An 18,262-nucleotide genomic window follows, 5' to 3' on the forward strand; every position below is an offset into this window, starting at 1 on the left:
CGATTCCATCACATGTCGAGCGAGTTGGCCGCGGCACGTGCGGGCAGCCCCGAGCGCACCGTGCGCGCGGCGTTGCTCGTGGGCTTGCGCTCGGCCTGGTCGACGATGCAGCGGGTGAACTCAGCAGCAAAGCCGAGGCGCGGCACCACCGAGACAACGCCGGCACGGAACTCGTTTGTCCAGTCGCCGGGGGCCGTCCCGGAGACGTCGAGACTGGTGGCTCGTTCGAGCAGGTGACCCTCGGCGTCGAGCGCGACATCCACCTCGGTCCACATGTGTCGCACGATGACTTCGCTCACCCGCTCGCGCCGGGCCGGTGACCACCCGGCCCCGGCACCGAATACCCACGCCACCCGACCGCCCGCCTCCTCGAAGGGAACCGTTTCGCTGTCAAACGCGGGCACGAGCGCGATGTCGTGCAGCATTGCGGCGACGAACAGCAGCTCGGGATCGAACTCGACGCCCTCCTTGCGCCCGAGCGCCGCGCCAAACGCGTAGGAACGGATGCTGTGATTCAGCAGCGCGGGCGAGCACATCGCCGTCACCACCTCGAGCGAGAGGACGGCAGCGGGCGTGGGAGGAGTGATCAGGGCGCGGACATCGCCCTGAACCTCCCGGTCGAGGGCAGGCGAGAGGTTCTCAGGAGTCATACGATCACGATATTGGTCACGCGGGCACTGGCCCCAGTGGCAGTCTTGCCACCTTTCGTGCGAGAACTGCCATTCCGCCCACCGCCGGCAGCTCAGTGCACCAGCAGCACGGCCCACCAGCAGCACGTGCGCCAGCAGCACGTGCGCCAGCAGCGAGCGCACCGGCAGCGAGGTCCGCCAGCAGCACGTGCCAAGCTGGGCTCATGGCCCCCGCGCGTCCGATGCTCCTTCGCCGCCGCCTGGCGACGGCTGCGATGATCGGCGTGGTGCTGTACGTGGTGGTCGACGTGATCCTGCAATTTCTCCCGCCGTACTACAGCCCGATCAGCGAGGCGGAGAGCAACCTCGCAGTGGGCCCCTACGGCTGGGTGATGAACCTCAACTTCCTGGCCCGCGCCGTGCTCAGCGGCTGTGCGATCGGCGCGCTCGCGCTGTCCGGCAACCCCGGGCGACTCCGCACGACGGGTCTCGTGCTGTTCGGGGTGGCAGGAATCCTCTCCGGATTGCTCGCGTTCTTTCCCACTGACGTCGAAGCCGAACCATCGGCGAGCGTTGGGGGCGAGGCGGATGTCGCGGGGCTCAGCTCCGCGGCCCTCGCCACCACGACCGGGGCCGGAGCGGTGCACCTGGTGCTGGCCACCGCCGGGTTCCTCGCCGCGCTCGCGGCGTTCGCGCTGCTGACCGTGTGGCTGCGATCGGCCGGGGAACTCCGCCGGGCGTACCCGCTCGCCGTGGGGTTTCTGCTGCTTGCCATCGCCGGAATCGTGTTCCTCGGCGTCTCGATCGTGGCCGCCCCCGACGTTCTCGGCCTCGCCGAACGCATCTGCCTTGCGGGAATCCTCGGTTGGGTCTTTGCCGTGTGCGGCGTAGTGCGGGCCAGTCCAGGTCATGCCCTGCCGGACGGCGCTCCGGCCACGACCGTCAGCCTCTGAACTGCACCCCGTCGACGCCTCGCAGGTCCAGCCACGCGCCCCCCGGGGCATCCACCACAATCATCAACACGTCTTCGCATCGTTCGCAGCGCACCACGAAGCCCATGGGATCGGGGTACACCAGCTCCCGCGCGAGGGCTGCCCGGGTGCCGCATCCGCTGCACTGCACAATCGCGCTCGTCGTGTCGAGACGGAAGTACTCGGACAGGATCCCTGCCAGGGCGTTTCCGTCGACACGGGCGGACATTATTTACCGCCGAACCGTTCGGTCTTGATCGTCAGCGGCGCGAAGATCCGCAGGCCCACCATGATGTCTGCGACGGTCTCGACGAAGCCGGTCGGACCGCACACGAAGGCCACCGGGTTCTCCTCGCGCGAAAAAGCGTCTGCGGCGATCGCGGCCGTGGTGATCCGGGCAGGAGCGATTGGCCAGTCCGGCGGCGCCTGGCGTGTGTACACGTAGGTGACACGCAGGTGGGGTGACTCGGCGAGGGCCCTGAGTTCATCCGCGAAGAACACATCGCGCGGGCTCCGCACTGAATACAGCAGGTGAAAGGGCACGGTGCTGCCGGATGTCTCGTGGCTGCGGATCATCGCCATGAGCGGCACGATTCCCGATCCACCGGCAATTAACTGCACGGGGGCGGTATCGGTGGGGTGCCAGACGAAGTAGGTACCGAGGGGACCCCGCACCTCGAGCTGATCGCCGGCGCGCAGTTCTTCCACGAGGTAGGGCGAGACCTCGCCGGTGGGGAGGCGGTCAACCGCGAGTTCGATGCGTTCGCCGTCGCCGACCGAGGCGATCGAGTACGAGCGCACGGCCGTGTAGCCGTCCTCCGCCGTGAGGCGCACGTCGAGGTGTTGCCCGGCTATGTTTCCGGGCCAGCCGGGAACATCCAGCTGGATACTGCGCGCTGAAGGCGTCTGGATCCGAGTTTCCACCACGGTGCCCACCTTCCAGAGTTCGTCTACCAACGCAGTCCGTCTACCAATACCGCTGCTCGAGCCACGGGTCACCGTAGATGTGATAACCGTTCTGCTCCCAGAAGCCGGGGTCGTCGGTGGCAACCATGCGGAGCCCGTGAACCCACTTGGCGCTCTTCCAGAAGTAAAGGTGGGGTACCAGCAACCGAGCCGGGCCACCGTGCTCGGGGTCAAGGGGCTCGCCCTCGAAGCTGGTGGCGATCCAGGCTTTGCCGTCCATGAGGTCGGCGAGCGGCATGTTCGTGGTGTAGCCACCGTAGGAGTGCACCATCACATACGCGTTGGTGGTATCGACGCCCGCGAACAGGGTGTCGAGAGAGACGCCGCTCCAGGTGGTGCCGAGCTTCGACCAGCGGGTCACGCAGTGGATGTCGGTGTGGATGTCTTCCTGGGGGAGCGCGTTCAGTTGCTCCCAGTTCCAGGCATGTACCTCGCCGGACTCGGTCTGGATACTGAAGGTCCAGTCGGCCAGGTCAACAACCGGCGTCGGACCCGCGGAGAGCACGGGGAAGTCTTCTGTGAGGTATTGCCCGGGCGGAAGTTCGGGATTCTCCTCCCGCTTTCGCCCGAAGAATCCACGAGAAATTACTGCCATGTGACACTCCTTCGGTTACGACTACCCTAGCGAAACCCCGGGGTCCGGCGCAGCGGCGGCCGGCGCGAAGATTGCGCCGACCATACGTCTTATGGGCGGTTTTTCGTCACCCGATTCGGGCGACGAAGCGGTGCTGGGGTCGCAGTAGCGTGCCCCTCGAGACCATTCAACGGGCTCGCAGGGAGGAATCATGAACACCACTCGAGACGCCACGGACACTAGAGCCGGGGCCCGGAAATCAGGCGCTGGCACGCAAACAGCGGAAGACACGACATGGGGAGGAACGCAGGAGTCGACCGGCTGGCTGGGCTGGATCGCCTTCGCCGGCATCGTCATGTTGATGATGGGCACCTTCCACGCCATTCAGGGCCTGGTCGCCCTGTTCCAGGACTCGTACTACCTCGTTCAGGAATCGGGACTCGTGGTACAGGTCGACTACACGGCGTGGGGCTGGATTCACCTCGCCGTCGGCGTGCTCGTTCTGTGCGCCGGCATCGCGCTGATTGCAGGGCAGCTGTGGGCCCGCATCGTCGCAGTCATCCTGGCATTCGGCAGCGCGCTCGTGAACATCACGTTCCTGGCCGCCTACCCCATCTGGTCGCTGGCCATGATCGCGCTCGACGTGCTGATCATCTGGGCAGTTACCGTGCACGGCAACGAGATGAAGGTTGACGCCTGACCGTTTTAGGACCATCCGTAAGTTCCGTGTGCACCAGCAGCGCAGCGTCCCTTCGCCCGCCAGGGTGGGGACGCTGCGTTGACGTGCGCTGTCGGAACGGTTCGGCGGGTGCGTCGCTTAGGCTGGTTCCCCGGCCGCGAGTTGCACGGGCGGGGAAAGAGTGCGGAGAACACGGTGACTGCGGACCAGACGATATCGGTGCCGAGCACCACCCGGGTCGCGGTGCGGTACTTCGCGGCGGCCGCCGAGGCTGCGGCGCGTGAGGAAGAAACTCTCGAGGTGCCGGTGGGGCCACCGGCCGGCGCGATAGAGGGTGGGACGGTCGATGCGATAGCGAGCGCAACCGCGACCGTCGGCGACCTTCGTGGTCTGCTCGTCCAGCGCTATGGGGACGACATGGCCCGCGTGCTGGCATCCGGGTCGTTCCTGGTCGACGGGGTCGTCAGTCGCGACGACGCGCGCACGCTCGGCGCTCGGGTCGACGTGTTGCCACCGTTCGCCGGCGGGTAGCTTCAAGCTAACGCGGTGCCGGGCCTAACGCTGCACCGGCCTATCGCGGTGCCGTCCGCTGACCGACCGCGTACTCCAGTTCGACCAGCCCGGCCGAGAATCGCGTTGTGTTCCGCAGCCTGAGCGGCAGAGTGCCGACATCCGCGGGAAATACTGCACGGCCCGTGCCGATGGCAACCGGAGCAACGACAAGGCGCACGACGTCGACCAGACCGGCTCGGAAGAGATCGTCGGTCAACGTGAGGCTGCCCCAGATGATCAGGTCGCCGTCGGTTGATGCCTGAATTTTCGGTATCACATCGGTAAGCTCGCCGGACTCGATGGCAGCCTCGTTGAAGCTGCCCCAGGGCGCCGACGTAAGGGTGCGGGAAAATACGTGTTTCGGCAGGGCGTTGATACTCGGGGCGACCACCTCGTGCACGGCTACCGGGGTCGGCCAGTAGGCGACGAACATCTCGTAGGTGCGTGCCGCGAGTACGATCGCGCCAGCCTGCTCGATCCAACCCAGGTTGCTCCGGTCGAAGTCGGAGGAATCGCCGTCCAGACCCTCCAGGATGTCGAACTCGCCCCGGTCGTTCGCAGCGAAGCCGTCGACGCTGACGAACTGTTGCACGACGACGTTTCCCACGGGCATCCTCCGTTGCTGTTGTGTCTCGCGTGCGAGGGTCGCATTCGCTTTCTGTGTTTGTCCAGCCGTTGCGCCCGGGTAATTCGTGCAAGAGGATGTCAGCCTCACAGCACCGATGGCTCGAACCCGAAACGAGGCCTCCATGTTTTCATCTGCCGTAGTCAGGACGCCACCATGGTTCTGATGCAGGATTCGCCCCCAACGACCCCGATCGCCACTGTGCGGTTGCCCGTCGTCGGAAGCCTGGCGGTCGCCGCGGGCCCCGGCGGCTCGTCGCTCGCCGAACGGATCTCCGCCCCCGCGGTCGGCACCGGCGCGACCATACTCGGCCTCGGCTCCTACGTCCCCACCCGTGTGGTGACCAACGAGGAGGTAGGCACTCCCGCCGGCGTGACCGCGGAATGGATCGAGGGCAAAACCGCCATTCGCGAGCGCCGCTGGGCGGGCGACGACCAGGCGACCTCCGACCTCGCGATCCGTGCCGGTGCGCGCGCCATCGCCGACGCGGGCATCCGCGCTGACCAGTTGCGGCTGATTGTTGTCGCGACCTCCACCCCAGACCAGTCGCAGCCCCCTACCGCGGCTTATGTGCAGCGCGCGCTCGGCGCCGATAACGCGGCGGTGTTCGACCTGAACGCGGTTTGCAGTGGATTCGTTTTTGCGCTCGGTGTTGTCACGCAGATGGTCGCCGCGACCGGCGGACTCGCCCTCGTCATCGGCGCAGACGTCTATTCGCGGATATTGAACCGGCAGGACCGGCGCACCGCCATCCTGTTCGGTGATGGCGCCGGGGCGGCAGTGGTCGGTCACTCGTCCAAGTGCGAGGGGCACCGATTGATTGCGACCGGAATGCACAGCTTCGGTGACCTGACCGACATCATTGGGGTTCCGGCGGGCGGGAGCCGGTTGCCGATCGGGCCGGACGTGAGCGAAGAGCTCAGGTACTTCGGTATGGACGGGCGCGCGGTGCGCACCTTCGTCGCGGAGAATATGCCGGACATGATCCTCTCGTTCCTGGCGAAGAATGGGTTGTCCCTCAGCGACATCCACCATTTCATTCCACACCAGGCCAACGGCATGATGCTGCGCGACCTGGTGTCGGCGCTGGAGATGCCGGCCGTCGCCACACACCTGACGCTGGAGCACTACGGCAACACCGGTGCGGCGTCGATTCCGATTACGCTCGACGCCGCGTACGCCGCCGGGCGCGTGAAAAAGGGCGAGATCGTCTTGCTCGCCGGGTTCGGTGGGGGGATGTCGGTGGGGATGACGCTGCTGCGCTGGTAGTCAGGCGTACGCACCGCGGAACTAGATGCCCACCCACTCCGTTGCGCCGTCGGCGAGGTACTGGCGCTTCCAGATGGGCACGCTCGATTTGATCAGTTCGACGAGGCGCTCGCAGGCAGCGAAGGCCTCGGCCCGGTGAGCAGCGGCAACGCTAGCGACCAAGGCGACATCGCCGATCGCAAGGGCGCCGATGCGGTGCCCAGCGGAAACGAGCAGCCCCGTCTCCGCCGCAACCGTTTCGCAGCATTCCCGTAGGAAGCGTTCGGCCTCGGGGTGCGCGGAGTATTCGAGCGACAGCACGGCTGCGCCGTGATCGTGGTTGCGGATGACCCCGCGGAATGTCACGACGGCGCCACTGGTCTCCGATTCGACCCACCGCTCGAAGTCCTCGGTCAGGAGCACGTCACTGGATACCACCGCAAGCACGCGGGCGTTTGCGGTCGATGGGTCACTCATGGCGGCCGCCTCCACTGATCTGGGCAACGAGGTGATCGAGCAGGCCGTCGAGCACGGAGAGGCCGTCCTTCACCCCGCCCGGCGAGCCCGGCAAATTGACGACCACGGTTCCGTTCGCCGTGCCCGCGAGACCACGGCTGAGCGCGGCGGTCGGCGTGACCGCCATGCCACGCGCACGAATCGCCTCCGCAATCCCGGGCAATTCTCGGTCGAGCAGGGGTCGAGTGGCTTCGGGGGTGGCGTCGGTGGGGCTGAGGCCGGTGCCGCCGGTGCTGACGAGAACCGCGGGCCGCGTGGCTACCACCCGGGCGAGTTCCGCGGCGATGGCGGAGTCCGCGACGACGGTGACAGCGTCCACCGCGTAGCCGTGGGCGGTGAGCCAGTGCTCGATGGTCGGTCCGGTGGTGTCCTCGCGCGTTCCGGCAGCGCCACCGGTGGAGGCGACCACGACGGCGGCGGTGCGCGGGCGGGGCGTGCCCGAGGTCGCCGAGGAGACCGGGTCGGCAGTCGCGCCGGAGACCGAGGCGGATGTCGCACCGGGGACTGACGCGGATGTCGAGCCGGGCTCAGCGGCCCCCTCGCGATCCGCCCGCGTCCAGTGCCCTCGCTTGCCCCCGGTCTTGTCCTGCAGCTGGATGTCGGTGAGGATCGCACCGGGATCCAGCGCTTTCACCATGTCGTGCAGCGTCAGCCCGGCGATCGCAACGGCGGTGAGGGCCTCCATCTCCACGCCCGTCTGGCCGGTGGTTTTCGCCGTCGCAGTGATCTCGATCGCATCCGCCGCAAACACGAAGTCGATCTTCACCGAGCTGAGCGGTATCTGGTGGCAAAGGGGGATGAGCTCCGAGGTCTTCTTGGCGCCGGAGATACCCGCGATGCGCGCCGTTGCCAGTACGTCGGCCTTCGGCATGTTGTCGGCGCGCACCAGAGCGATCACGTGCGGGAGCAGCTCTATTCTTCCGGAGGCGATGGCTGTGCGGGTTGTGATCGCCTTGTCCCCGACATCCACCATTCGGGCACGCCCGTCAGAGTCGAGGTGGGTCAGACCACTCGGTGAGGCGGCATGATCGTCGGGCGAGGCGGGGTGTGCGCCGGCGGTAGGGATCGACTCAGTCACAGGTCCACGGTCTCCACGAGGTCGCCCTCGTTCAGTTCGATGACGTGCGCGGGCACGTCGAGTAGTACGTCGGAAGCGGCAAGTCCGGCAACGAGGTGCGATCCCGGGCCTGCCACAACCTCTACTCTTCCATCCGCGCGGATGCGACCGCGAAGAAACTGGCGCTTGCCCGGTACGGAGCGCAGCGCGGCACTCAGCGCGCGGCGGTGGCGCGCGGCGGCAGGCAGGCCGGCCAGGGCGCGGAGGATCGGGGCGAGGAACACCTCGAACGAGATCTGGGTGCTCACCGGGTTGCCGGGGAAACCGAGCACGGGCACGCCCTGGAACTCGCCCGTGGCCTGCGGCCCTCCCGGCTGCATCGCAATGTGTCCGACGTGGGCGCCGAGCGGGCCGAGCACTTCGCGCACGACTTCGTGGTCGCCCATCGAGATGCCGCCAGAGGTAACGATCAGATCTGCCGTTGACGCCGCCCACTCGAGCGCGACGAGCATCGCTTCTGGATCGTCGACGACGCGGTGGGTGGTCGCGACGACGGCCCCGGCGGAGATGATGGCGGCCACGAGAGCAATCCCGTTCGCGTCGTACACCTGGCCGGGTAACGCGTGCTCGCCCGGCGCGATCAGCTCTGCGCCCGTGGTGATTACGGCGACCCGCAGCCGCCTCTTAACCTCGATGTCGGTTATTCCGGCGGCGGCGAGCACCGCGAGATGCCGTGATCCGAGCCGGATGCCGGCGGGAAGCAGGGTGTCTCCGGCGTGGGCGTCGCTCCCGCGGTTGCGCACGTACTCACCGACGGCCCGGGCACGGCCGATCGTGACCGTTTCGGCGTCGGTGAAGAGAGTGACCGAGGTGTCTTCGACGGGCACCACCGTGTTCGCGCCGTCGGGAACCACAGCCCCGGTCATGATGCGCACCGCGGTGCCGGGCAGCAGGCGCGCGGGAGTGCCCGGGCGTGCGGCCACCTCGCCCACGATCGGCAAGGTCGCCGGGATGCTCGCGAGATCCTCCGCGTGCACGGCGAAACCGTCCATCTGCGAGTTGCGGAACAGGGGCAGATCGACGGGGGAGAGCACCGGCGCCGCGGTGACCCGGCCGAGTGCGTCCGCCAGCGGCACCTGCTCGGAGCCGAGCGTGCCGAGCGTCGGGGTCAGCAGGTCGAGGATGAGTTCGGCGTGCTGGTCTACGGAGGTGTCTGCCTGGTCGTGAGGGTGCGCATTCATGGTCACGTCAGTATCGCGGTAACCCGGGGTCGACCGTGCGTGACCACGCGTCGATGCCGCCCTCGAGGTGGCGGGCCGCGGTGAAGCCGTGGCGCTGGAGCATCTCGAGGGCGGCAGCGGAGCGCACCCCCTGGTGACAGAACGCGACGACCGGGGACGCGGGATCGAGCCCCGCGATACCCTCCCCGAGTTCCGCCTCGAGGAGGCCGAGGGGGACGACGACCGCGCCGGGAAGGTGCGCGATCTGCACTTCCCAGGGCTCGCGCACGTCGAGCAGTGTGATGAGTTGCGGGCTCGCCGACAGCGCGCTGTCCCGGGTGTGGCCTCGCGCGATCTCAGTGGCGAGTTCTTCCGCCGTGATGGTGTCCCGTACGGGAGTGATGCCACAGAAGAGGTCGTAGTCGATCAACTCGGTGATGGGAGCCGCCGCGGGATCGCGCGCGTACTGGATCTCACGGAAGCCGCCGCTGAGCGCGTCGAAGGTGGTGACCCTGCCCAGCAGGGGAGTGCCAACGCCCGTGAGGAGCTTGATGGTTTCGGTGGCGAGGATCGCGCCGATCACGGCGCAGACCGTGGGCAGCACCCCGCCGACCGCGCACGACACGACCGAGCCGGGCGGGGGAGGCGTCGGGAAGAGGTCGCGGTACTGCGGACCGCGATCCGCCCAGCAGACACCGGCCTGGCCGGCGTACTGCGAGACGGCGCCCCAGACGAGCGGGATGCCGCGGAGCGCAGCCGCGTCGTTGGAGAGGTAGCGCGTGGGAAAGTTGTCGCTGCCGTCGATGACCAGGTCATAGCCGGCGAAAAGCTGCAGGGCATTGCCCGCGGTCAGTCGCTCGGGATGGGCGATGACGGTGATCTGCGCGTTGAGGGCACGGAGTGAGTCGACGGCAGAGGCGACTTTGCCCCGCCCGACATCCGCCTCGGTATGAAGATATTGCCGGTGGAGGTTGCTGGTTTCCACGGTGTCGTCGTCGATGATGCCGATCGTGCCGACTCCCGCCGCGGCCAGGGCGGGCAGCACCGAGCTGCCGAGACCTCCCGCGCCGATCACCAGAACGCGGGCGGCGGCCAGAGCCGACTGGCCGGACGCACCAAACCCGGGGAGGGTCGTCTGGCGGAGGTACCGGGTGTCGGACGACGGGGTGGTGCTGGATGCGGGCGCGGTGCTGGATGTTGGTGTGGTGCTGGCTGCGGGATGCATACCTTCGATTGTGTCAGTTTCGTTGACGGCAGACTCGGGTTCGGGGCCGAGAGCGCGTAGGGTTGTCGGTGGTGTGCCGGGAAGTCTGGTCGGCGGGCGGTCATGGGATCGCTCTCGACGCGACCGGACCCTTCCGGGAAAGAAGCAGGCCTACGTGACCCACACCGACCCGCCCCAGAGCGACTCGACTCACACCGACTCGCGCCCTCACGCGATTCCTGTCGACCAGGCCCCGCACTCCATCTGGCGCGGAATCCACCAGACCCTCGGCAAGGACACCGTCGGCGGGGCGCTGCTGCTGGCCGCCACGCTGCTGGCCCTCGTGCTCGCCAACACCGGCGCCGCGGGGTTCTACAACGGCCTCCGCGACTTTACCTTCGGGCCCGAGTCGCTCCACCTCAATCTGAGTGTTGGGGCGTGGGCGGCCGACGGCCTGCTGGCGATCTTTTTCTTTGTCGTGGGGCTCGAACTCAAGGAGGAGTTTGTTGTCGGGAAACTCCGCAACTTCAGCACGGCAATCGTGCCGATCGCCGCGGCCGCGGGCGGGGTGGCCGTTCCGGCGCTGATCTACGTGGTGGTCAACCTGCAGTCCGGCAGCGACGCGCTCCAGGGCTGGGCGATTCCGGCAGCGACCGACATCGCGTTCGCTGTCGCTGTCATCGCTGTGGTCGGGCGAAACCTGCCGCCCGCGCTGCGCACGTTTTTGCTCACGCTCGCCGTGGTCGATGATCTGCTCGCGATCTCGATCATCGCGATTTTCTACACCGACGACATCGCCTTCGTGCCGCTGGGCCTCGCCCTCGTCCCGCTCGCGATCTTCGCTTTCGCCGTGCAGCGCGGGGTGCGGGCGTGGTGGCTGCTCATCCCGCTCGGCGTCATCACCTGGGCGCTCGTGCACGCCTCCGGCATTCACGCGACGGTGGCCGGGGTGCTCCTTGGCTTTATGGTGCCCGTCATTGCCACCAAGCGCGCCAGGGTGAAGGACGGCGTCGACGCCACCGGCAGGCAGCTCTACGACGGGCTCGCCGCTCATTTCGCTGACCGGTGGAGCGTTGTCTCCACCGCGGTCGCGGTGCCCCTGTTCGCCTTCTTCTCCGCAGGGGTGACGGTCGGCGGTATCAGCGGGCTCCTCGACTCATTCCAGGACACCATCGCCCTCGGCATCATCGCGGGTCTGGTGCTCGGCAAAGCGATCGGCATCACGGCCACCACGTTCCTGGTCACAAGGCTGCCGGGGCTGCGCATTGACCCGACCATCAAATGGGTCGACATGATCGGAATGGCGTTTGTCGCCGGCATCGGATTCACCGTGTCGCTGCTGGTGGGCGAGCTCTCCTTCGGCGTCGGCAGCGAATCCGACGACCACGTCAAGGTCGGCGTCCTCGCCGGATCGCTGATCTCGGCCATCATCGGAGGCGTCATCCTCAGCGTTCGCAACCGCCACTACAACTCGCTCACGCGCTGACCCTTAAAGTTGAGGGAGAGCACCCGTGCTCTCCGATGCTCACCCGAGAGGCCCGAATGCAGACGAGCGAGATCCTCCAAAGCGGTGTGGGTCCCATCCGGGCCGCCGTGTACCTGCCCGCGGAGGCGTCGTCCGTGCTCTGGGGTCGGCTTCCCTGTGCGGCGGATGTCGCGGTGCTCACCATCGACGCAGGCACCGAGGTCACCATTGACACCCTCAGTCACGAGGGCATCCACGAAGACCAGGGTCGCGACCCGGCCACTTTCTTCGCCGGCCATGGCGTCGCCCGCGAGGAGGTGCTGGATGACGCGATCGCGCTCGCCGCATCCGGCTACCGACGCGACCCGGAGGTCGACGGACCGCACGTGATCACCGGGCCCATCGCCGTGCGCGGCGCCGAGCCCGGCGACCTGCTCAAGATCACGGTGGTGGAGTTGCTGCGCCGCGTGCCCTACGGCGTCATCTCCAACCGGCACGGCCGCGGCGCCCTGCCCGGCGAGTATCCCCGGCAGCCCGGCACGGTGAGCGTGTTCGCGGAGGTGGAGGAACGCGCCGGAGTCGCGTACGGAACCATGGCCCGCGTCGCCGGGGGAGAGCGCAGCATCGCCTTCCCGCTGGCGCCCTTCCTCGGCATCATGGGTGTCGCCGTCACCGGTGATGAGCGACCCCACTCCGTTCCGCCCGGCGCGCACGGCGGAAACATCGACATCAACCTGCTGACCGAGGGTGCGACCCTCTACCTCCCCGTGCAGGTTGCCGGAGCCCTCGCCTACGTGGGAGACCCGCACTTCGCGCAGGGCGACGGCGAGGTCTCCCTCACCGCGATGGAAGCGTCGTTGCGAGCTACCCTGCGCTTCGACATTGTTCCCGCGGCCGAGGCGCTCGCCGCGTTCGGTGAGCTGGTCGGGCCGCTCGCCGAGACAAACGAGTTCCTCATTCCCACCGGCATGAGCCCCGACCTCGACGAGGCCGTGCAGAACTGCGTGCGTGCCGCGATCGCCCTGCTGCAGGCACGCTTCGGTCTCGACGCCGAGCACGCCTACGCGTACCTCAGCGCCGCCACCGACTTCAACATTTCCCAGGTCGTCGACCTCGTCAAGGGCGTTCACGCCCGCATCCGTGTGGAGGACTTCAATGTCTGATTCCTATTTCCATTCCGTACCCGTTCACCTGCCGAGCGGCTCTGTCGCCCCGGACGGGCTGCTCGATGCTTTCTGGGAGTACGAGCGTGCCCTGATGGCGAACGATCTCCCCGCGCTGGACCGCCTGTTCGCGCCCGGTGAAAACACGATGAGGGGGGATGCCGCGGGCCTGCTTGTCGGCCACGACACCATCAGCTCCTTCCGTAACGGCCGCGGCGGAGCGCCCTCCCGCGTGATCGCCGAAGTACACCTGCGTCCCGTGACCGACGACGCCGTGCTCGTGGTCGCGGTCACCGTTCCCCCGAAGGGCGGACGAGGCCAGCAGACGCAGCTCTGGCGCAAACTCGAGTCGGGTTGGGCGGTCGAGGTCGCACACGTGGCGACGCCCGCCCCCGCGATCAACTCCGCCGTGTGGCGTGTCGTCGGCGCGCCGCTGGTCGCCGGCACCGTGCATACTGCGCACGAAGATCACCCCGCCTCGCACGGCCCGCTTCCGCTCGACGGCCAGACCGTTGCGGTCAAGGACCTGTTCTCGGTCGCCGGATTCGCTGTGGGCGCCGGAGTGCCCGCCTATCTCGCTGGGTCGGCGCCCGCGACATCCACCGCACCCGCCGTGTTGGCACTCTTGGTGGCCGGCGCCGACGTGCAGGGAATCGCCCAGACCGACGAATTCGCGTACAGCATCGCCGGCAAGAACCCGCACTACGGCACCCCGCCGAACCCCGCCGTGGTCGGGGGTATTTCCGGGGGCTCCTCCAGCGGACCGGCCAGCGCCGTGGGCCTCGGCCAGGCGTCGATCGGCCTCGGCACGGACACGGGTGGGTCGATCAGGGTGCCCGCGTCGTACCAGGGGCTGTGGGGCCTGCGCACCACCCACGGCGCGGTCAGCACCGAGGGTCTGCTTCCGCTGGCCGAGTCCTTCGACACGGTCGGCTGGCTCACCCGCGACCACACCACTTTGCGCGCCGCGGCAGCCGCCTCGGTGTCCGGACGCAAGCAGATGACGCTCGACCGCCGGTTCGCCGTCGCGCCGTCGCTGCTCTCCCTCGCCACCCCCGAGGTCGCCGCGGCGTTCCGCGACCTGCTGGCCGAACTGACCGAGGAGGGCTTGCTCGCCGACCTGGTCGACGTCGAACTCGGCGACATCGACAAGCTGTTCGAGACCTTCCGTACGGTGCAGGCCGCGGAGGCCTGGGCGCAGCACGGCCCCTGGATTGAGGCCCACCCCGGCGCTCTGGGGGATGATATCGCCGCCCGTTTCGCCTGGGCGTCCACCATCACCGCGGAGGCAGAAGCGCTCTCGCGCAGCGCCCTCATGGTCGCCGAAGCGCGCATCGCGGCGACCCTGGACGACCGGATTTTGCTCCTGCCGTCCGCGTCATCCGTCGCTCCCGCCACGACGGCAGATGCCGGCGCGATCGAGGCAACCCGGGCCGGCACCCTTCGCCTGACCTGCATCGCGGGGATCGCGCGGATGCCCGCACTGTCGGTTCCGCTGCTGCAGACCGCGCACGGTCCGGCCGGTCTCTGCCTCGTCGGGCCGCGCTTCGGCGATCTTTCCCTGGTGGATGTCGGGGGCGAGTTCGCTCGCGGACGTGTCTAGCCGCCCGGCCCCGAGTCGCCCGGCGGGCGCGGCGGCTCGCCCGGCGGTGGCCACTGGCCCGGCGGTGGAGTGGTTACTGCGCCCCAGCGCGCCCGCCGACGCCCATTGGATGGCAGAGCTGCGCGCTGTTGTGATGCAGCCCGACCTCGAACGACTGCGCAGGTTTGACCCGGTTCGCGTCCGGCAGCGGTTCCTCGACGCCTTCGATCCGGCCAGGACTTCGGTGATTTTGGTGAACGGCAGCGATGTGGGACTGATCGCGGTTCGCTCGGAGGACGACGCCCACTGGATCGAGCACTTCTACCTGCAGTCCTCGATTCAGGGGCTCGGCGTGGGTTCCGAGGTGCTCCGGAGCATGATCGACGCCCACGGCGACGGGCGCCCGTTCCGCCTCAATGTTTTGCAGGGCAGCCCGGCCCGTCGCCTGTACGAGCGTCACGGTTTCGTCTTCGAACACGCCGACCCGGTCGGCGTGTTTCTGGTGAGGGATCCGTCCGCACCTCAAGTGCTGCTCGTCGGCGGCACCGAGAAGCGACTTCTCGAACTCCACGACTACGACGAACGCTGGCCAGCGGTTTTCGCCGACCATGCCCACCGAATACGCGACGCGCTCGCGGCGTCAGACAGCGACGTCGAGCACATCGGGTCGACGTCCGTGCCCGGACTCGCGGCGAAACCCATCATCGATATCGCGGTTACCGTGAACGACCTCACGGCCGAGGGTCAGTACCTGGACGCCCTGGGCGGAGTCGGGTACGAGTTGCGGGTGCGTGAGCCGGGCCACCGTCTGATGCGCACTCCCGAGCGAGATGTGCACGTCCACATCTACGAGCGCGGGGACCAGGCGGTGACCGAGTACCTCGTCTTCCGCGACCATCTGCGCGCTGATGCCGACGACCGCGCGCTGTACGAGGAGACCAAGCGACGCCTGCTCGCGAAGGATTGGGATGACATGAACGCCTACGCGGATGCCAAGACTGACGTCATCTCGGAGATCAAGTCTCGCGCGTGGACACTGCGTACCGAAGCCAGTCGAGAGGGACCTCGGCGCTGAGGGCGTTCTAGCGGTACATCTCGCTCAGCGTCATCATTCTGAGACGAACTCCTGAAGCAGAACGCCGTCTCCCAGCGCGCGCTGAATGTGCTCAAAGTCGTGGTCTGCGGTCAGGATGGTGATCCCATTGACGATTGCGTACGCAGCGATAAGCACATCGGCGTTTCCGGCGCCTCGAAGCAACCCGTTGTCCCAGAGTGCCTGTTGGATGTCGAGGACTAGAGTTTGTGGCGGCGCGGTGGGTGCAGATGTGTACAGCTCCATATCGCGGCGTAGTTCGGCGTACTCCTGCGGGTCTCGAGCCGACCAGCAGTACTCCAGAACCTGCGGTGGGCAGGTGTAGATCGGGAACTGGTTCGTTATCGCGCTGTACCGTCGCAGGATGTTGGAGCTTCGCGAGAGCTTCTGCAAGATGCTGTTGTCGACAAGATAGCCCGGGCCCTCGATGCCGCTGCGACCGGAGGCGAAGCGCGTTGCCATTAGTGCGGGTAGTCGACTTGGGGGGCGTTCACTTGCTCACTGTCGAACTCCCGGTGCGCGATGCGTTCCAGTGCCAAGCGCTGGCGCTGCATCGTGATGGTGTACTGCAACGCACGCCTGACCGCTTCTTTGTTCGAAGGCGCGTCGAGCAGCTCCTTGGCATCACGCAACAGGTCACGATCGATGTCGATAGATGTGATGGCCATGAGTACTCCCTATATCAAGACTCTATATAGAGTATCGACTCGCGCACGTCGGCGCGAGCATCAGCGCCACCGTGCAGCGCTCGTCGGAGGACTCCGGGCAGAAAACATGAGTCATCCCCGTACGGCCTCGGCCATGAACAAGATGAACGGAAGAAGCGAAGCCCTTCCCCTGACGGGCAACGGCGGACACACTGTTGTCACGCACCCGGCGAGGAGGCTCCCATGGATCGACGGCAGATCACAGCTGAGCTCGAGCAGCCGGGCGCGAGCGAGCTCCTCGTGGAGCGGCCGGTGGTGCGGCTCGCGTACACCGGCACAGATGGCTTCCCGCGGGTGATTCCGATCGGCTTTCTCTGGACTCGCGGTCTCGTCGTGGTGTGCACTGCGACGACGTCGCCGAAAGTCGCCGCGTTGTCCGCACGTCCGGAGGTCGCCCTCACACTCGATGTCGGCGACACTCCCGCAGACGCGAAAGCTCTTCTGATCCGCGGGTCCGCGACGTTGGACACGGTTGACGGCATCCCGGACGAGTACCTCAAGGCGGCGGCAAAGAACCTCGCGCCAGAAGACCTCGCCGAGTTCGAGACGCAGGTCCGAACGATGTACGCACAGATGGTGCGCATCTCGATCGAGCCGACGTGGGCGCGGTACTTCGATTTCGGGGCCGGGCGGATGCCGCGCTTCCTCGAGGAAATGGCGGATGCCGCGGCCGCAACATCGGGCGACGCTCTACACCGGGGTTGACGCCACCCCGTGCTCGCCGTCGCCGAGTGCTTTCGCCGCGCGCCGACGACGCCGGTCGAGGAACGTCATGGCGGGGGTCGCGGCGATGCCGTGAATGACAATCGAGCCAACCACAACGAGGCCGACGATCGACCACAGTCGGTCGCCACCCGGGAAGTCACCCTCCTGGAGCGCGTACGCGATGTAGAACAGCGATCCCACCCCGCGCACCCCGAAGAACGCAATCACGGCACGTTCTTTCGGTCCGGTTTTGCCGGGTGTGAGACCGATCCAGCCGGCCAGGGGACGGATGATCAGCAGGAACGCGAGCGCCACCGCGATTTCCGGCCACCCGATGTCGGCCAGCAACCCCCGGGCGACCGCACCACCGAGGAGGATGACCACGGCGACCGTGAGCAGCCGCTCGATCTGCTCGACGAACTTGTGCAGGACGCCGTGGTACCCGTGTGCGCGCTCGGATCCGCGGATGGCGCAGGCGCAGACAAACACGGCGATGAAGCCGTAGCCCTCGGCCAACTCGGTGACCCCGTAGGCGAGGAAGGTCGCGGCGATGGCTACGAAACCCTCGGCCTTCTCGGTCAGCTGGAGCCGGTCTGCTACCCGGGAGAAGAACAGTCGGCCAAGGAGCCAGCCTACGGCGAGGCCCAGTGCCACTCCGATGGTCAGGCGCCACGCGACATCCACCAACAACCATTCTCCGAGCCACCCCGACGGCGCAACGCCGGAGATGCTGATAGCGATTGCGGCGTAGGTGAAGGGAAAGGCGAGTCCGTCGTTGAGTCCGGCCTCCGAGGTGAGAGCGAACCGCGCCTCATCGTCCTCGCCCTCGGAGTCGGTCACCGGCTCGCTCACCTGCACCTCGGTCGCCAGAACCGGGTCGGTGGGAGCGAGCGCGGCGGCGAGAAGCACGGCACTGGCAACCCCAAGGCCCAGCACCCACCAGCCCAGAAATCCCATAGCGAGGATGCACAGGGGCATGGTGATGGCGAGCAGGCGCCAGGTCGACGACCACCGATGTCTGCCGAGCGGCCGGTTCAGCGCGAGACCGGCTCCCATCAACGAGATCAGCACGCAGACCTCGGTGAGGTGCAACGCGATCTCCGGGTGGGTGTTGGGAATCGGGTCGGGCAGATCCGGGATGACGGAGAACACGATCATTCCGGCGGCGAGGAACACCATTGGCATGGAAACGGGGAGCTTGCCGAGCACACGCGGGAGAAGGGCCGCTGCGAGGGTGGCGAGCCCGATCCCGGCGAAGATCGCCCCGGCGCCGTCGAAGTGAAGCATGGGGTGGATCATAATCGAT

Annotated in this window: 21 protein-coding genes; 9 read left to right on the plus strand and 12 right to left on the minus strand. The window is 67.4% G+C overall.

Annotated elements, in window-relative coordinates:
- Positions 1-8 precede the first annotated feature (8 nt).
- A complete protein-coding gene (locus B0I08_RS07160) occupies positions 9-650 on the minus strand; it encodes an HD domain-containing protein (RefSeq protein ID WP_106211275.1) in 642 nt (213 codons plus the stop codon).
- 203 nt (positions 651-853) lie between these two features.
- On the opposite strand from B0I08_RS07160, the gene B0I08_RS07165 reads away from it, so the two are divergent.
- Positions 854-1,582 carry a DUF998 domain-containing protein gene (locus tag B0I08_RS07165; RefSeq protein ID WP_106211277.1) on the plus strand — a complete coding sequence of 243 codons (729 nt, stop codon included), beginning with the start codon at positions 854-856 and terminating at the stop codon, positions 1,580-1,582.
- Here the strand turns inward: B0I08_RS07165 and B0I08_RS07170 are convergent.
- The 3 genes from B0I08_RS07170 to B0I08_RS07180 are packed head-to-tail and all read right to left on the minus strand — an operon-like array spanning position 1,572 to position 3,161.
- Entirely contained in the window at positions 1,572-1,829 is a 258-nt protein-coding gene (locus B0I08_RS07170; protein WP_106211279.1) for a DUF6510 family protein, read from the minus strand. The genes B0I08_RS07165 and B0I08_RS07170 overlap by 11 nt on opposite strands.
- Entirely contained in the window at positions 1,829-2,527 is a 699-nt protein-coding gene (locus B0I08_RS07175; protein ID WP_342748164.1) for an FAD-binding oxidoreductase, read from the minus strand. The genes B0I08_RS07170 and B0I08_RS07175 overlap by 1 nt, the downstream gene beginning before the upstream one ends.
- Before the next feature lie 40 nt (positions 2,528-2,567).
- The gene (locus B0I08_RS07180; RefSeq protein WP_106211281.1) at positions 2,568-3,161 is read right to left on the minus strand and encodes a sulfite oxidase-like oxidoreductase; all 594 of its coding nucleotides are present in this window, start codon (positions 3,159-3,161) and stop codon (positions 2,568-2,570) included.
- 190 nt (positions 3,162-3,351) lie between these two features.
- Here B0I08_RS07180 and B0I08_RS07185 point away from each other — a divergent pair, with 190 nt between their 5' ends.
- Both B0I08_RS07185 and B0I08_RS07190 read left to right on the plus strand, forming a co-directional pair.
- Complete coding sequence (locus tag B0I08_RS07185) at positions 3,352-3,840, plus strand: DUF7144 family membrane protein (protein WP_106211283.1); 489 nt, start codon at positions 3,352-3,354, stop codon at positions 3,838-3,840.
- Positions 3,841-4,014: 174 nt separating this feature from the next.
- Positions 4,015-4,350, plus strand: coding sequence for a MoaD/ThiS family protein (locus B0I08_RS07190; RefSeq protein ID WP_245884657.1), 336 nt, complete (start codon positions 4,015-4,017; stop codon positions 4,348-4,350).
- A gap of 40 nt (positions 4,351-4,390) precedes the next feature.
- Here the strand turns inward: B0I08_RS07190 and B0I08_RS07195 are convergent, their stop codons facing one another.
- Positions 4,391-4,984, minus strand: a complete 594-nt coding sequence (locus B0I08_RS07195) for a dihydrofolate reductase family protein (protein ID WP_181243302.1) — start codon at positions 4,982-4,984, stop codon at positions 4,391-4,393.
- A gap of 168 nt (positions 4,985-5,152) precedes the next feature.
- Between B0I08_RS07195 and B0I08_RS07200 the strand changes: the two genes are divergently transcribed.
- Complete coding sequence (locus B0I08_RS07200; protein ID WP_245884660.1) at positions 5,153-6,265, plus strand: 3-oxoacyl-ACP synthase III family protein; 1,113 nt, start codon at positions 5,153-5,155, stop codon at positions 6,263-6,265.
- A 21-nt stretch (positions 6,266-6,286) separates the two neighbouring features.
- Here B0I08_RS07200 and B0I08_RS07205 read toward each other — a convergent pair whose 3' ends face one another.
- The 4 genes from B0I08_RS07205 to B0I08_RS07220 are packed head-to-tail and all read right to left on the minus strand — an operon-like array spanning position 6,287 to position 10,262.
- Positions 6,287-6,721, minus strand: a complete 435-nt coding sequence (locus B0I08_RS07205; protein ID WP_106211619.1) for a molybdenum cofactor biosynthesis protein MoaE — start codon at positions 6,719-6,721, stop codon at positions 6,287-6,289.
- Positions 6,714-7,838, minus strand: coding sequence for a bifunctional molybdenum cofactor biosynthesis protein MoaC/MoaB (gene moaCB / locus B0I08_RS07210; RefSeq protein ID WP_342748165.1), 1,125 nt, complete (start codon positions 7,836-7,838; stop codon positions 6,714-6,716). Before moaCB ends, B0I08_RS07205 begins: the two co-directional genes overlap by 8 nt.
- Positions 7,835-9,058 (minus strand): molybdopterin molybdotransferase MoeA, encoded by a 1,224-nt coding sequence (locus B0I08_RS07215; RefSeq protein WP_106211623.1) that lies wholly within the window; start codon positions 9,056-9,058, stop codon positions 7,835-7,837. Before B0I08_RS07215 ends, moaCB begins: the two co-directional genes overlap by 4 nt.
- Positions 9,059-9,065: 7 nt before the next feature.
- Entirely contained in the window at positions 9,066-10,262 is a 1,197-nt protein-coding gene (locus B0I08_RS07220) for a ThiF family adenylyltransferase (protein WP_106211287.1), read from the minus strand.
- A 214-nt stretch (positions 10,263-10,476) separates the two neighbouring features.
- Between B0I08_RS07220 and nhaA the strand changes: the two genes are divergently transcribed.
- From nhaA to B0I08_RS07240, 4 genes are read left to right on the plus strand one after another with little or no spacing between them, the layout of a single operon-like run.
- Entirely contained in the window at positions 10,477-11,727 is a 1,251-nt protein-coding gene (gene nhaA / locus B0I08_RS07225) for a Na+/H+ antiporter NhaA (protein ID WP_106211625.1), read from the plus strand.
- Between the two features lie 56 nt (positions 11,728-11,783).
- Positions 11,784-12,869, plus strand: a complete 1,086-nt coding sequence (locus B0I08_RS07230) for an acetamidase/formamidase family protein (RefSeq protein ID WP_219905625.1) — start codon at positions 11,784-11,786, stop codon at positions 12,867-12,869.
- Positions 12,862-14,472 (plus strand): AtzH-like domain-containing protein, encoded by a 1,611-nt coding sequence (locus tag B0I08_RS07235; RefSeq protein WP_106211291.1) that lies wholly within the window; start codon positions 12,862-12,864, stop codon positions 14,470-14,472. The genes B0I08_RS07230 and B0I08_RS07235 overlap by 8 nt, the downstream gene beginning before the upstream one ends.
- Complete coding sequence (locus B0I08_RS07240; RefSeq protein WP_245884662.1) at positions 14,465-15,526, plus strand: GNAT family N-acetyltransferase; 1,062 nt, start codon at positions 14,465-14,467, stop codon at positions 15,524-15,526. Before B0I08_RS07235 ends, B0I08_RS07240 begins: the two co-directional genes overlap by 8 nt.
- Before the next feature lie 33 nt (positions 15,527-15,559).
- On the opposite strand, the gene B0I08_RS07245 is transcribed toward B0I08_RS07240, so the two are convergent.
- A complete protein-coding gene (locus B0I08_RS07245; RefSeq protein WP_106211293.1) occupies positions 15,560-16,006 on the minus strand; it encodes a PIN domain-containing protein in 447 nt (148 codons plus the stop codon).
- Positions 16,006-16,212, minus strand: coding sequence for a hypothetical protein (locus tag B0I08_RS07250; RefSeq protein WP_106211295.1), 207 nt, complete (start codon positions 16,210-16,212; stop codon positions 16,006-16,008). Before B0I08_RS07250 ends, B0I08_RS07245 begins: the two co-directional genes overlap by 1 nt.
- A gap of 222 nt (positions 16,213-16,434) precedes the next feature.
- Here B0I08_RS07250 and B0I08_RS07255 point away from each other — a divergent pair, with 222 nt between their 5' ends.
- Entirely contained in the window at positions 16,435-16,956 is a 522-nt protein-coding gene (locus tag B0I08_RS07255; RefSeq protein WP_106211297.1) for a pyridoxamine 5'-phosphate oxidase family protein, read from the plus strand.
- Here the strand turns inward: B0I08_RS07255 and B0I08_RS07260 are convergent.
- The gene (locus B0I08_RS07260; RefSeq protein ID WP_106211629.1) at positions 16,942-18,243 is read right to left on the minus strand and encodes a cation:proton antiporter; all 1,302 of its coding nucleotides are present in this window, start codon (positions 18,241-18,243) and stop codon (positions 16,942-16,944) included. The genes B0I08_RS07255 and B0I08_RS07260 overlap by 15 nt on opposite strands.
- Positions 18,244-18,262 lie beyond the last annotated feature (19 nt).

Source organism: Glaciihabitans tibetensis (assembly GCF_003003265.1).
Taxonomy (GTDB): Bacteria; Actinomycetota; Actinomycetes; order Actinomycetales; family Microbacteriaceae; genus Glaciihabitans; species Glaciihabitans tibetensis.

Coding starts and splice junctions, on each gene's coding strand:
- B0I08_RS07250 (WP_106211295.1), bottom strand. CDS start 16,212: ATGGCCATCACATCTATCGACATCGATCGTGACCTGTTGCGTGATGCC.
- B0I08_RS07170 (WP_106211279.1), bottom strand. CDS start 1,829: ATGTCCGCCCGTGTCGACGGAAACGCCCTGGCAGGGATCCTGTCCGAG.
- B0I08_RS07235 (WP_106211291.1), top strand. CDS start 12,862: ATGTCTGATTCCTATTTCCATTCCGTACCCGTTCACCTGCCGAGCGGC.
- B0I08_RS07205 (WP_106211619.1), bottom strand. CDS start 6,721: ATGAGTGACCCATCGACCGCAAACGCCCGCGTGCTTGCGGTGGTATCC.
- B0I08_RS07215 (WP_106211623.1), bottom strand. CDS start 9,058: ATGAATGCGCACCCTCACGACCAGGCAGACACCTCCGTAGACCAGCAC.
- B0I08_RS07230 (WP_219905625.1), top strand. CDS start 11,784: ATGCAGACGAGCGAGATCCTCCAAAGCGGTGTGGGTCCCATCCGGGCC.
- B0I08_RS07195 (WP_181243302.1), bottom strand. CDS start 4,984: ATGCCCGTGGGAAACGTCGTCGTGCAACAGTTCGTCAGCGTCGACGGC.
- B0I08_RS07255 (WP_106211297.1), top strand. CDS start 16,435: ATGGATCGACGGCAGATCACAGCTGAGCTCGAGCAGCCGGGCGCGAGC.
- B0I08_RS07200 (WP_245884660.1), top strand. CDS start 5,153: ATGGTTCTGATGCAGGATTCGCCCCCAACGACCCCGATCGCCACTGTG.
- B0I08_RS07220 (WP_106211287.1), bottom strand. CDS start 10,262: ATGCATCCCGCAGCCAGCACCACACCAACATCCAGCACCGCGCCCGCA.
- B0I08_RS07260 (WP_106211629.1), bottom strand. CDS start 18,243: ATGCTTCACTTCGACGGCGCCGGGGCGATCTTCGCCGGGATCGGGCTC.
- B0I08_RS07180 (WP_106211281.1), bottom strand. CDS start 3,161: ATGGCAGTAATTTCTCGTGGATTCTTCGGGCGAAAGCGGGAGGAGAAT.
- B0I08_RS07185 (WP_106211283.1), top strand. CDS start 3,352: ATGAACACCACTCGAGACGCCACGGACACTAGAGCCGGGGCCCGGAAA.
- B0I08_RS07160 (WP_106211275.1), bottom strand. CDS start 650: ATGACTCCTGAGAACCTCTCGCCTGCCCTCGACCGGGAGGTTCAGGGC.
- B0I08_RS07165 (WP_106211277.1), top strand. CDS start 854: ATGGCCCCCGCGCGTCCGATGCTCCTTCGCCGCCGCCTGGCGACGGCT.
- B0I08_RS07245 (WP_106211293.1), bottom strand. CDS start 16,006: ATGGCAACGCGCTTCGCCTCCGGTCGCAGCGGCATCGAGGGCCCGGGC.